Raw genomic sequence first — 14,145 nt, 5'->3', positions numbered from 1 at the left:
AAAGATGAAGAAACATTTGTGTGCTGCCCCAGAATGTACAGGCTGTTTGGCATGTTTGAATGTTTGTCCCAAACATGCCATTGGTGTGACCGAAGGATTCTTGGGTGAGATTTTACCTACAATTGACGAAGACAAGTGTGTCGATTGCGGACTTTGTGACAAGATATGTCCATCGTTGAATCCGTCGCCGATGCATCTGCCTATGGATTGCTATGCCGCATGGACGAAAAATGAGGTGGATTATGTGTCTGCTACCAGTGGAGGGATGGCCACCGCCATAAGTAAATCCGTCATCAGTAAAGGTGGTGTTGTATATGGATGCGCAGCCCATGGACTTCAGGTGAAACATATGCGCTGTGCCACTATGGAGGACGTGGAGAAACTGAAAGGCTCCAAATATGTGCAAAGCGAGATGGGAGACCTTTATCAAGCGTTAAAGAAAGATGTTCTTGAAGGTCTGACAGTGCTCTTTATCGGGACTCCCTGCCAAGTAGCCGGCGTAAAAAATTATTTAAGGCAAGAATATGACAACTTGTTGACTGTTGATTTGATATGCCATGGCGTTCCCTCACAGCAAAGTTTGCACGCATCTCTGCGTCATGCCATACGTGATATAGAGCCTACCAAGGTAACTTATTTGTCTTTTCGTAATCATGCAAAAGGAGATTTTTGTTTAGAATGTCGAGGCTTTAAAAAAGATGGCAAGCCTTTCATCTTTGAACGAGGAATAGATTATTCCAATTCCTATTATCCAGCTTTCTTTTTTGGAAATTCTTATCGTAACAGTTGCTATCAATGCCGCTATGCCTATCGGCAGCGCATATCGGATATATCTATCGGCGACTTTTGGGGATTGAAAGATGAAAAAGTACATCGTGAGGCCGATAACGGCATTTCGGTCGTTTTGGTGAATACGGACAAAGGAACGGCATTTTATGCGTTGATGCAAGCAGACGTGCATAGCCATCGGCAACCAGTAGAAGATGCCATCGCGGGCAATGCGCAACTCAACGCGCCCACTCGCCGTACGGGACGAACCCGTTGCTTCAGGTTCTTAGCCCGGTATTGCTCTTTTGAAGCAGCCTTTCGCATCACATGGATGGACAGAATTCTGAAAAGTAAAATGAAGTATTGCATCAAAAAAATAATCAGAAAATAATGAAAGGTACAGTAGGAATAGTGGATTTTCATGCCGCGACCAATTACGGTTCCGCCCTATTGGCTTATGCCTTGCAACGGGTGGTAAGCGATATGGGATATGATTGCAGCATCATCAATTACCAGCCGCAAAAGCAGGTAGATGGCTATCGCTTGCCGATTTTGGTAAGCCGTCATCCGGTGAAACGTTGGATAGAATCACTTTGTTGGCTTCCATACAATAAACAGATGAAGCGAAAGGTGGACAAATTTAAGTCGTTTGCGCACGACTATATGCGCCTGACACCCTATTGTTGCGACCCATCTAAAATCAATGAAGAATGTGGCACTTTCGACTATTATATAGCCGGAGGCGACCAGATTTGGAATACCGGATGCTTTGAGTTTGAATGGTATTATTACCTCGATTTTGTACGGAACGGAAAGAAGATCGCTTATGCTCCCAGCATGGGACCGAACGGACGGAAAACCATACCGGCACATCTTGCCGAGCGTGTGCGAAGAGAAGTGAAAACCTATCAGGCTGTGGCAGTGAGAGACAGTGGAACGGCGGCTTTCTTTGATTCAAATCTGCCCGTGGTTCTCGACCCGACTATGCTGCTTGATGTAGAAGAATGGAATAAACTTGCGGGTGACTCGCCTTTGATCAAAGGCGAGTATGTATTCTATTACGATCCGTTTGACCATGAAGTTGGTAAGAATGCGGCTCGGGAATATGCCGTGGAGCATGGTTACCGTATCGTGTCGAGTAACATCTATATGATTTTCCAAAAAGATACCCGAACATTCGATTACCGTTTGGATGCAGGGCCTTTGGAATTTCTGAATTTTGTGAAATATGCTAAATATTGCATAGGCAGATCGTTCCATCTTTGCGTGTTTTCTTTATTATTCCGAAAGGAATTCCAAATGGCGGACGGTTTAATTGACGCACGTAACCGTGAATTGGCGGAATCCTTATGGGGAGATGTGGAACGTTTGAGCAAAGCAGGTGATAACGATATGATTGTGTCGGCTACCGATTATACGGCAGAGGTTGAGACACGTTTTCGTGATTTGCGTGAATCGTCGTTGTTGTTTTTAAATAAGGCTTTAAATTCATAGTAAATGATGAATACTCCTAAGATTTCCATATTGGTTCCCGTTTATAACGTGGAAAAATATCTCCAACGTTGCGTGGACTCCGTACTTGCGCAGGACTTCACGAATTGGGAAATGATACTTGTTGACGACGGCAGCCCTGACCGTTGTCCGCAGATGTGCGATGCGTTTACGGCAAAGGACACACGGATAAAAGTGATACATCAAGAAAATAGAGGGGCACATGCGGCACGAAAGGCCGGATTTGAACATGCCAAAGGGGAATATTTGGTGTTTTTGGATCCAGATGATTATCTCTTACCTAAAGCCTTAAGTTCATTATATGCCAAAGCTATAGAAAGTAAATACGATATAGTAAAAGGGGCTAACCTGAGAGTGCGGAATAATGGTACATCAAGTATTGAAACACCAATCTTGTCAGGAAAAGAAATCGTTGGGGAGGAGAACTATCTGTTTGCTCTGTTGTCTTATCACATATTGCCTTATTTATGGGGGGGCATTTACAGAAAGACATTATTTTCTGAAGAAATATTCAAGTCTGCGACAAACATATCCATCGGAGAAGACTGGATAACCAACCAGTCCATTTGGCGTGGCGTTAAAAGATACGCAGCTATAGACAATGTTGTATGCGCATACTATATTAATAGCAGTTCAATGATGCAGACACGAGTCCTTTCACATGAGTATCATGAATCTTTCGGAAAAATGATGCTGCAAATTGCAACGGGAGCATCTTCAAAAATCATGCAGACCATTGAACGTAACAGAATAATGGTGCATATAAAATGTTTCTTTACACCGGAAATAGGTTGGGATAACACTTGGTATAACGTCATTTATGAATATGTGAAGAATGACAATAATTTAAAAGCACTACTGCAAAACAATGATAAAAAATTCCTTGAATTCATAAGAAGCAGAACCATCTTCAGACTATACACTTTCGTTTATAGAATATTGTTTCAAGGTATAAAATTACACGGCTGCAAAAGAAGTGTGCTTTATAATTTTTCCACCACATAATAAGCAAAATACAAGAAGTAATCATTCATCATATTGGTAAATGAACAGTTTAAAGCAACTCTACAAAGACATTAAAACAAGCTGGGGGAAAAAGTTCCGTTGGATAACGGCTTTCTTCCTATTGTGGATATATAGGACCATATTTATGCCAGCAGGAGATGGAGGCTTTGCACAAGCCTTGCAAATAATATCCCTTTTCAGTATGTTATTTATTGTATATTCTCATTGGCAAAGGAAAGTTGTGGGAATATTCAGAATATCGAATCCACCGATACGCACATTGCTACTATTATATTTCTATGCGTTGTTGAGTGCCACATGGGCGTTCATGCCTGCATTCTCCGCATTCTTGAGCATACAGAATTTTATACTAATGGCTTTGACTTTTTGGCTGCTAAGCATGCCAAAAACATTTGACGGTGTGGAAAAGAGTTTGGTATATCTCATTATGGCAATGGCCTTTTTCAGTGCTATCGGTGGAAGATACAATGTAGGATGGCCTATCTTCATTCATTTGCTGCAAACGGGTACTTGTTCTGCCATGTGTTTTGCCTATTGCTTTGCAGAATGGATAAAGGAAAAAAAAGACAAGAAACGCCTGAGGTTTTTCAGAACGGTCATGCTGATAAGTTTCGTATTGCTTGTTACGAGTACATCAAGCGGTGCCAATGCATCTTGTGTCGCCGGCATAGGCACAGCCATGCTGTTCAGCGGTCATGCCATGTGGGGAGCTTTAATGGCATGTATTGGCATTTTTGCATTTATCTACCAAGACCAACTTATGGACTTATTGTTGCTCATCATGCCAGGTAAAACAAAAGCAACTATTGAAAGTGCCACTGGGCGCGACCGATTGTGGGAACAGATATTGTATTTTGCAGCCCAAAAACCCATGTTCGGATGGGGCTTTGCTTGTGCCGAACGCGTGGTATCGGTCAAAGGCACCGTGCTTTCACCCGATGCTCATAACAACTACATAGGTTTCTACGGCAGCTTAGGGTATGCGGGTTGCGTACTGGCAGCTCTGCATTTCGTGACCTCGCTTTTTTCATTTTTCAAAAACAGCTTGAAGCGCGGCTACTTGGGACTTATGTGTGCCATGGTGGTGGCTTTGGTCAACGGATATTCCTACGGTTTCCTTTCGGGCAAGGCATGCGTCATCACAATTGCTTACTTTGCCATAATAGTTGCCGGTTATCATTTTAAAAGAGCGCAACGTCTTGAACAATTGATACGAAGATGAATAAAGATTTAAGTGTAAAAATCAGCATTGCGGGTTTTATCTGTACTCTAATGGTAGTATATAGGCATTCACTCAACTACCTTGCATTCTTCCATTCGTGGAGTCCACAAGGATTGAACGGAATAGTGGAAGACTCTTGCATGCGTCTTACTCAAATAGCAGTTCCTTATTTTTTTATGGTATCCGGTTTTTTCTTTTTAGGAAAGAACTATTATGAACCGCAAAGCTATAGACAAATGATCATCAAAAAAATACATACGTTGTTCATTCCATTCGTAATTTGGAATGTAACAGGAGCCTTGTGCTTATTGCCTTTTGACAAAAAAGCCGTTGGCACGGATATATTCTCGGTGATTCAGAATCTGTTCAACAGCCATTGGTACGGTCCGTTGTGGTATGTCAGGGATTTGATGGTTGTGATGATGTTATATCCTATATATGGATGGCTGTTCCGCATAAAATCATCGTTGCCGATATGGATAACTGTGACCGTATTGTTCTATCTATGGAAACCTATAGATTGCTCAGTCTTGTCCTCTGAATGTTTAGTATTTTTTGTATTGGGAGGATTGATAGGCAAACACCCGGAAATGCTATCTGTCAGGATGCGCCTTGCACCAACTCTTGCCATCTCAGCCATCTGGTTTGCAGCCTGCTTTACCGGCTTTATGACTTTCAACGAATGGATACACAAGCTGACAGATATGACAGGCATAGTAGCGTTCTGGCAACTGCTGAACCATATACCGGAAACGTGGCGGCAGAAAATGCTGCATCTTTCGACTTTCTCATTTCTCATCTATGTGATGCATTTCTATCCTATGAAATTATTCAAACAAGGCATCGCACACATCTTCTATGGCAACGATATCATCGCAACGATCACATACATATTACTGCCAATTATGATTTCGTACTTAATAATACTTATAGGACAAGGCTGGATTAAATTGTCCCCAAAAACTTATTCTTTAGCAATAGGAAACAGGATATGAAAGAAACGATATATCTTACTCGCGATGAGAGCAATATAATAAAGGGGATTCTTATCCTGCTAATAGTATTGGGACATAATCACTTTCTTATGGATGGAGAATATGTGAGACTACAAATCCAATTATACAAATTCCACGTAATCGAATTCTTCATATTGCCATTCTTCTATAAAATGAAAGCTGACACGAGTTGGGAGCACCTGAGAGATATCATTGTCAGGAACTGGGTGCCTTATTTATGGATTTTGTCAGCTTGTTACCTTACAAGTTGCATTTATTTCCATAAAATCGGGCTGGAATGGGGACACATATCAGCCATTCTTTTGGGTACACAGACACATTTGAGCAAATACTACAATTTTGTATTCCCTTGGTTTCTGCCCACCTATTGTTCGTTCTTTATCTTGTACCTTCTGTCGTTGAAACACAAGTGGCTCTATGGGATAATGATAATATTGTCTGTTGTCACATGGGGATGTACTTGGGAAGAATTTTATTGGTTCAAGAATACAATGCCCTTAGGCATCGGACTGGCAATAGGATATTTTGCATACGGCTGGATGGCATCTGCTTTAAACAGCCTATCTGCCTATATGAAATATGCAGGAGCTGTTGTGTTTGTTGTAATAAACATATTACAGTTTATGGATATACGTGTACCTATGGGAAACACCTTGCTTGTACCGACATTCTTTCTGCTTCTATTGGCATTGTTGCCACACCTTCATTTCAAGTGGTTAAAAACAATAGGAGAGAATTCCCTGGGAATATATTTGTTAAATATGTTCATCATAAACATCTTATGTGCGCTCTTACCCAACAACTTGATTACCGGTGTATTTATATTTATTGCATCTGTCTGTTTATCGCTATTTATTTCTAGATGTATCAATAAAAGAATGTTCTTAAAACGAATTCTGTTTCCAAGTAGCATTAAGGATATAAAAAACTGCTTTAACACAAAATAGTATGAAAGTATTATATTGCAACCCGATATTTCTGGATTATAGACTACCCTTTTATAAAAGACTGAACGAATTGTTTGACGGCAATTTCTATGTCATGTATTCCACTGTTCGTTATAAATTAAGACATAATGAACATTTGCTTAAACAAATTCCGGAAGTTTTGGGTAGAAATGCCTTGCCTTTTGAAAATGAAAAACTCTTCAATACTTATGAAATGTCTTTCAAAAAATACAATGGAAGGCAAGGGAAAAGAATACCCATCACAAAAGGATTGATTAGATCCATAAAGAAAATCAAACCGGATGTATTGATAAGCGAAGGATTTTTCCAATGGACTCCCTTAGTGTTGTTATATTCTATTCTAACCCTTACACCTTTATTTATTGGTTACGAACGTACGCCACACACTGAGAGAAATGCAAAGCGGATTATAACTTGGCAGCGCAAATTTTTCAATCTATTCATCAAAGGTTATCTTGTTAATGGAAAAGAAACTCAAAAATACCTTGAAAGCATAGGAATAAAATCTAAAAAAATACACATTGGAGGGATGAGTGCCGATGGTAAAGGGCTTGCGGAAGCCGTAAAAAATTACAACCCTCAAAACGAAGACAATGAATTTATAAAATCATTGTTAAACATAAAGCAAGAGAAAAAAGGGCTGATATATCTGTTTTCCGGTCAGATACATACCCCAAAAGGAGTTCCACATCTTTTGCTGGCATGGGAAACTCATATAAAAAAAAATCCCAAAGACCAGCTTGTACTTATAGGTAAAGGAGAGGAATACGATTATTTGAAAGATAAATATGCAACATATGACAGCATACATTTCCTCGGATTTATTGCCTACCAATATGTATACAAATATTATGCAATTGCAGATGTATTCATTCTGCCGACTTTGCAAGACAACTGGAGCCTTGTCATCCCAGAGGCTATGGCATGTGGGTTGCCTGTTGCAACATCCATTTACAACGGCTGTTATTCTGAGTTGATAAAAGAGGATGTCAATGGCACTATTTTCGATCCACTAAAAAATGATTCTATGCTGAAAGCTTTAGAATACTTTCACCATCACGACTTGAAAGCCATGGGACAGGCATCGATTGAACTTGAAAAACCATTCAATACGGAAAATTGTGCACAACGCGAATACGATGCTATTATTCGTAGTTTAGATAAAAAAACTGGTAAATGAACAATATCAACAATGTACACAATTGTGTTGGATGTCTATCGTGCGTTGACAGATGCCCGAAACATTGCATTCATATATCCAATGATTCTTTGGGACATATACATACGCATGCAGAAGAGACACAGTGCATCAACTGTGGCTTGTGTGTAAAAAGTTGCCCCGCTATACAGAAACCCGATTATAGAAAACCGGATAAGGCGTATGCTTTGTGGAGAAAGGACGATACGCTAAGGCGGCAGAGTTCTTCAGGTGGATTGGCTGCGGTATTGTCCGAACGGATGATAGCAGAAGGAGGTATCGTTTACGGATGCGCTTTCGAGAAACCTTTTTCTATAAAGCATATCCGTTGCTCATCTGCGGATGAATTGGAAAAGCTGAAAAGCTCAAAATATGTACAGAGTAACTTGGCAGGTATCCACTCGCAAATAGCAAATGATTTGAAGAATGGGAAAAAAGTATTATTCATCGGTACACCATGTCAAGTAGCCACAGTGGCTCTGTATACTAAAAAGTTTGGAACCAATCTGTTTACTGTGGACGTAATTTGCCACGGAGTTCCATCCATACAACTGTTCAAATCAAGTTTGCCTACTGATATCGTAGAATGCAACATTGACAAATTAACTTTCCGTGACGACACTGCTTACAGATTAAAAATATATAAGTCTGGAAAAATAATTTATAAAAGAGAATTACATATCGACTTATACATGAAGGGATTTTTTAAAGCTATTTTTTGCAGAGACAGTTGCCACGAATGCAAATATACCCGAAGTGAGAGAGTCAGTGACCTGACCATCGGGGATTTCTGGGGAGTGGACAAATCCCAAATACATACGAATACTGACTACGGATTATCACTTGCGTTAGTCAACTCAGAGAAAGGTCATGCCATGCTCCGGAATATAGTTTCAGAGGTGAACATGGTGGAAAGACCGATGGAGGAAGCCATTGCCGGCAACAAGCAACTGAGATTCCCTATGAAGAAGACATGGCGATCTAAAATATTTAAGACATTGTATCCTATTTGTGGGTTCAAATGCTCAGCTGTTTGTTCTATGCCTGACATTGTTCTCAAGAATATGATTATAAGAAAATAACCTATATGAAAATACTTACCCTTACTACATACAATGTTTATAACTACGGTGCAGCACTACAGGCATACGCCTTGCAGACCTATCTGCAATGTATGGGACACGATGCGGTGCTAATAAACTACCAACCGGAATATCTGACACGAAAGTATGACTACCGATGGGTGAACCCGGAATCGAAACTGAGCCGGTATGCCGTGACACGCATAGCATATCGCGTGATGAAGTACCTGCAACGGCAAACCACCATGGGCCGCAAACGGCAGTTCGACCGTTTCATCGACTCGTATCTGAAGCAGACACGAGAATACCGCACGCTCGAAAAGCTGTGCCAGAATCCACCGGAAGCCGACCTCTACGTGGTAGGGAGCGACCAAATATGGAACGTGTTTTACGAAGCGGGACGCGATCCGGCTTTCTATCTCGAATTCGTAACAAAGGGCAGAAAAGCATCATACGCTGCCAGCTTCTCTTACGTGGATATTCCCCAGAAGGAGAAAAAAAAAATTGCCGAATGCCTGCGGACGTTTGATGCTGTGTCTGTAAGGGAGAGTCATGGATTGCAGTTGCTCAGGGAGATGAACATTCCGGGGGAATGGGTACTCGACCCCGTATTCTTACTCCCTATAGAACAATGGAAACAATTGATGGTAACAAACATCTCCAAAGAAGATTATCTGTTGATTTACGACTTTGAAGGAAATAAAGAGTTGAAACGTTTTGCTAAGGAGTATGCACGCCGTCATCACCTGAAGATTTATGTCATAGCAGATACTTACCCGTTGCTTTATGCCGACAGAAACTTCATGAAAGCAGGTCCTCGTGAGTTTGTTTCGATGATTTATCACTGCAAAGCATTTATATCCAATTCGTTTCATGGCACGGCATTCTCCATTATGTTCAACAAACCTGTCTTCGTATTTAACAGACATCGACATAAAGTGAATTCACGTATGGAAAGCTTGATGACCCTCTTCGGAATAAACCAATGTATATTGGACAACCCCGAAAAATGGGAAAAAGCTTATTATTACCCTTTCAATTACGAACAGATCAATCACACCAAGCAACGCGAATTGATTAAGTCGAAAGCCTACTTGGATAATTTGTTAAACATATGTACACATCCATAAAATGCTATGATAGATTTATCTGTAATCATACCGGTTTATAATGCCGCCCCATCCATTAACCGCACATTAGATTCTATTTTCAACCAGCAAACATCTTACGCTATAGAGGTTATTCTCATTGATGATGGGAGCAAAGATAACTCCATAGAGATTATCAAAACCCGAAAAGAAGCCAACATCACATTGTTACGACAAAAAAACGAAGGACCTTCTGCTGCCCGTAACAATGGGATTAAGACAGCACAAGGTCGCTATTGCGCTTATTTGGATGCAGACGATTATTGGGAACAAGGTTTTATCGAAAAAACTGTTTCATTTTTGGACAACCATCCTGATTGTGTGGCAGTAAATGTTGCGCAACGTCACCTCACTGTCTCCGGTTCATTTGAAATCCCCAGTTGCTACCAAGAGTATAAAGAAGCTTTCATCTTAGAAGATTTTTTCACTTTCTGGGCAAAGCACATGCATGTCTGTACAGGAAGTGTCTTAATCCGCAAAGAAGTGATTAATATAATTGGAGGACAACGTAAAGACCTTCGCATCACTGAAGATTTGGAGTTTTGGGCTATGGTATCTACCTATGGACAATGGGGATTTATCCCGGAAATTCTTTTTGTAAGCGATGGTGGAGACGTGACCCGTAGTCAAGGCTGGTTAAACAAAATGATGATACGCTGGAACAGCGCGCCCAGTATTGCTGATTGGGAAAAGCGCATTGTTACACGCCTGCCCAATGAACTACCTGCAGGTTATTTAAAAGCCCGTGGTCGTATTTCACGCAACCTCACTTATTGCCAACTTCTCTCCGGTCGTTTGACATTGAGCCGTCAAGAGGCTTTGAAATATGGCAGATATTTTGTGAAGGACTCCATTGGTAAACTCATGAATATGACGAAACATACTCCTATTACTTGGTGGATGTTGGCGAAGTTGCTGCAATACAGGGAGTATCACCGGAAGTAGTAAAGTTCACATAAACAATAGGTACATCATCAATATATGCCACGAGAAAGGTATCAAACTGATAATGGTAACCTCGCCATAGCACACTGGTTGAAGTCTATACTTTGAATTTGATTAAACGAAACATGAAACCAAGAGTTCTTTTTATAATGCACATGCCCCCACCCGTACACGGTGCATCCATGATGGGGGAATATATCCATGACAGCAAAGTGATAAACGAAGCTTTTGACTGCCATTATCTTAACTTAACTCTTGCCAAAGATATCAATGACATAGGAAAAGGAGGAATAAGGAAACTTATTGTTTACTTAAAAAAACAGATACAAATAGCAAAAACCGTTAAGAGAATAAAGTCACAATTATGCTATTTGACTCCCAATACCAAAGGTGGGGCTTTCTACAAAGATTTTTGTACCCTATTCCTGCTAAAATGTTTGGGACAGAAAATCATAATACATTTTCATAACAAAGGTGTGAAATCAAGAGAAGGACGATGGCCGGACAAATGGTTATACAAAGCCTTTTTCAAGAATATACAGATAATACTGCTGGCTCCCCCACTCTACAATGATATCCAAAAATTTGTAAAACCAGAACAGGTGGTATACTGTCCCAATGGCATTCCACAAAACGTAACCTATGATTTTTCCAAGAAAAGAAACAACCCTTTCAAATTATTATTCCTCAGCAACATGTTAAGGGAAAAGGGGGTATGGGATTTGATAGATGCACTAAATATCGTAAAGAACGATGGTTATTCATTTCATTGTGATTACATTGGAAAATGGAGTGACATTGCGGAAAGTGAATTCAACCAAAAGGTAAAACACAAAAATCTAGACAAGTATATACAGGCACACGGAGCCAAATATAGAGAAGAAAAAGAATTGTTTCTTAAACAAGCAGACTTATTTATATTTCCCACTTATTATCATAATGAATGTTTCCCATTAGTACTTCTTGAGGCTATGGAACAGGGACTACCCTGCATCAGTACGAATGAGGGAGGAATACCCGGTATCATAGAGGAAGGCAAAACCGGATTTATCGTGGAAAAACATAGTCCGCAACAGCTGGCAGAAAAGATAGAATATTTAATAGACCATCCCATGATATGTGCTGAAATGGGTAAAGCCGGTAAAGAAAAATTTCAAAGGGAATTCACTTTGGAAAAGTTTGAGAACCGGATGAAAGATATTTTAAAAGAATGTATAGCTTCATACAAGAAGTAAATAGAAAAAATTAATTTTATAACTAGGGTATTAGTCATGTTAGAAAAAAATGCAAAGATTTTTATAGCGGGGCATCGTGGTTTAGTAGGTTCCGCCATCTGGAACAACCTGCGACAAAGAGGTTATACAAACTTAGTAGGACGCTCACACAAAGAACTGGATTTGCTGGACGGAACCGCCGTAAAGAAATTTTTCGATGAAGAACGACCGGAAGCGGTGGTACTGGCTGCCGCCCATGTGGGTGGCATTATGGCAAACCTGCAATACCGGGCGGACTTTATCTATCAGAATCTGCAAATCCAGCAGAACGTAATCGGCGAGAGTTTCCGTCACGGAGTAAAGAAGCTGCTCTTCTTGGGAAGCACCTGCATCTACCCGCGTGAAGCTCCGCAGCCCATGAAGGAAGAAGTGCTGCTGACCTCTCCGCTGGAATACACCAACGAGCCGTATGCCATAGCCAAAATAGCTGGGCTGAAGATGTGTGAAAGCTTCAACCTGCAATACGGAACCAATTACATAGCCGTGATGCCTACCAACCTATATGGACCGAACGACAACTTCCACCTGGAAAACAGCCATGTACTGCCTGCCATGATCCGCAAGATTTACCTTGCCAAATGCCTCAACGAAGGGGATTGGGATGCTGTACGCAAAGACATCAACCTGCGTCCAGTGAAAGGGGTAAACGGCAGCTATAGCAACGAGGAGATTCTGGCAGAGCTTGCCAACTTCGGAATAACTCCGGAAGCGGTCACCTTGTGGGGAACCGGCAAACCGTTGCGTGAATTCCTATGGAGCGAAGAAATGGCAGATGCCAGTGTACATGTACTGCTGAATGTAGACTTTAAAGACACATATGCTCCGGACAGTAAAGAAATACGCAACTGCCACATCAATGTGGGCACCGGAAAGGAACTCAGCATAAAGGAAGTGGCTGAAAAGATTATAGCTGAAATAGGATTCAAAGGTGAGCTGCGATGGGATGCATCGAAACCGGACGGCACACTGCGCAAACTGACGGATGTGACCAAACTGCATAACCTGGGATGGCATCACAAAATAGAAATAGACGAAGGAATACACCGTTTGTACGAATGGTATCTGAAAGGTATCTGCATCAATCATCAGACCAACTAAATTACATTTTTCACATTCCTCTTGTATATTACACACATAATCTTTACATTTGCGCAGTTTTCGGACATATTGCATCGTTCCGTTCAAAAATACCTTTCCATGTGACGGGCGACAGCGTAGCGTACTCTGCGGAAAATTATACTCCTTTTTACATGTTGAAGTTAAAGACGATTTCGCTTCTGGAACACAGAAGTGAGCTTGACGCATTGCCCGAAGGCAAACTGCTGATTAACACCATCAATGCGCACTCGTATAACACAGCATTGAAAGATCCTGCCTTTACAGAAGCTTTGCTGAGGGGAGACGCATTGATTCCAGACGGAGCAAGCATTGTACTGGCATTCAAACTCCTGAGACATGAGAAGATAGAGCGCACAGCGGGATGGGACTTGTTTCTGTACGAAATGAATAAACTGAACCGGAAAGGAGGAACCTGCTTCTTTCTGGGAAGTAGCGAAGACACCCTGAGGAAAATAAAGGTAAAAGCCGTCCGGTTATATCCCAATATCCGGATAGAGACTTATTCCCCACCCTACAAGCCGGAATTCACCCAAGAAGACAATCAAGCCATGATAGCCGCCGTAAACCAGGCACAGCCGGATTTGCTCTGGGTGGGCATGACCGCTCCCAAACAAGAGAAATGGACTTATGCACACCTGAAAGAACTGGAGGTAAACGGTCCCATCGGTACTATTGGCGCTGTGTTCGACTTCTTTGCTGAAAACGTGCAACGTGCTCCCGTATGGTGGCAGGAACACGGGTTGGAATGGCTGTACCGGCTGATAAAGGAACCCAAAAGAATGTGGAGAAGATATATCATCGGGAACTGCTTATTCTTATGGAATATCACAAAAGAGAAATTTACATCATAACATAAATAAAAACTGA

13 protein-coding genes are annotated in these 14,145 nt (G+C 41.1%); all 13 read left to right on the top strand.

The annotated features are described in order from the left end of the window. The first annotated feature begins 4 nt into the window (after positions 1-4). Positions 5-1,159, top strand: coding sequence for a Coenzyme F420 hydrogenase/dehydrogenase, beta subunit C-terminal domain (locus DW039_RS06160; RefSeq protein WP_120381809.1), 1,155 nt, complete (start codon positions 5-7; stop codon positions 1,157-1,159). Beyond that, positions 1,159-2,262 carry a polysaccharide pyruvyl transferase family protein gene (locus DW039_RS06155; RefSeq protein ID WP_057281826.1) on the top strand — a complete coding sequence of 368 codons (1,104 nt, stop codon included), beginning with the start codon at positions 1,159-1,161 and terminating at the stop codon, positions 2,260-2,262. Before DW039_RS06160 ends, DW039_RS06155 begins: the two co-directional genes overlap by 1 nt. Before the next feature lie 3 nt (positions 2,263-2,265). Next, the gene (locus DW039_RS06150; protein ID WP_120381808.1) at positions 2,266-3,285 is read left to right on the top strand and encodes a glycosyltransferase family 2 protein; all 1,020 of its coding nucleotides are present in this window, start codon (positions 2,266-2,268) and stop codon (positions 3,283-3,285) included. 40 nt (positions 3,286-3,325) lie between these two features. Then, positions 3,326-4,528: an O-antigen ligase gene (locus tag DW039_RS06145; RefSeq protein WP_035448108.1), complete on the top strand. Its 1,203-nt coding sequence runs from the start codon at positions 3,326-3,328 to the stop codon at positions 4,526-4,528. Next, positions 4,525-5,523, top strand: coding sequence for an acyltransferase (locus DW039_RS06140; RefSeq protein ID WP_035448107.1), 999 nt, complete (start codon positions 4,525-4,527; stop codon positions 5,521-5,523). Before DW039_RS06145 ends, DW039_RS06140 begins: the two co-directional genes overlap by 4 nt. After that, positions 5,520-6,491 carry an acyltransferase family protein gene (locus DW039_RS21450; RefSeq protein ID WP_057281824.1) on the top strand — a complete coding sequence of 324 codons (972 nt, stop codon included), beginning with the start codon at positions 5,520-5,522 and terminating at the stop codon, positions 6,489-6,491. Before DW039_RS06140 ends, DW039_RS21450 begins: the two co-directional genes overlap by 4 nt. A gap of 1 nt (position 6,492) precedes the next feature. After that, entirely contained in the window at positions 6,493-7,692 is a 1,200-nt protein-coding gene (locus tag DW039_RS06130; RefSeq protein WP_057281823.1) for a glycosyltransferase family 4 protein, read from the top strand. Beyond that, positions 7,689-8,792 carry a Coenzyme F420 hydrogenase/dehydrogenase, beta subunit C-terminal domain gene (locus tag DW039_RS06125; protein WP_081030710.1) on the top strand — a complete coding sequence of 368 codons (1,104 nt, stop codon included), beginning with the start codon at positions 7,689-7,691 and terminating at the stop codon, positions 8,790-8,792. The genes DW039_RS06130 and DW039_RS06125 overlap by 4 nt, the downstream gene beginning before the upstream one ends. 5 nt (positions 8,793-8,797) lie before the next feature. Beyond that, complete coding sequence (locus tag DW039_RS06120; RefSeq protein ID WP_035448100.1) at positions 8,798-9,922, top strand: polysaccharide pyruvyl transferase family protein; 1,125 nt, start codon at positions 8,798-8,800, stop codon at positions 9,920-9,922. Between the two features lie 6 nt (positions 9,923-9,928). Next, on the top strand, positions 9,929-10,885 hold the full coding sequence (locus DW039_RS06115; protein ID WP_035448099.1) for a glycosyltransferase family 2 protein: 957 nt from the start codon (positions 9,929-9,931) through the stop codon (positions 10,883-10,885). A gap of 125 nt (positions 10,886-11,010) precedes the next feature. Continuing rightward, complete coding sequence (locus tag DW039_RS06110; RefSeq protein WP_057281821.1) at positions 11,011-12,120, top strand: glycosyltransferase family 4 protein; 1,110 nt, start codon at positions 11,011-11,013, stop codon at positions 12,118-12,120. A 36-nt stretch (positions 12,121-12,156) separates the two neighbouring features. Beyond that, positions 12,157-13,257, top strand: coding sequence for a GDP-L-fucose synthase (locus DW039_RS06105; protein WP_057281820.1), 1,101 nt, complete (start codon positions 12,157-12,159; stop codon positions 13,255-13,257). 152 nt (positions 13,258-13,409) lie between these two features. Then, positions 13,410-14,129, top strand: a complete 720-nt coding sequence (locus DW039_RS06100) for a WecB/TagA/CpsF family glycosyltransferase (RefSeq protein WP_057281834.1) — start codon at positions 13,410-13,412, stop codon at positions 14,127-14,129. The last annotated feature ends 16 nt before the right edge of the window (positions 14,130-14,145 follow it).

Origin of the sequence: Bacteroides sp. AF39-16AC, assembly GCF_003602735.1 — a bacterium.
GTDB classification, from domain to species: domain Bacteria; phylum Bacteroidota; class Bacteroidia; order Bacteroidales; family Bacteroidaceae; genus Bacteroides; species Bacteroides uniformis.
Note: the sequence above shows the minus strand (reverse complement) of the source record. Positions and strands in the feature narration are given on the sequence as shown.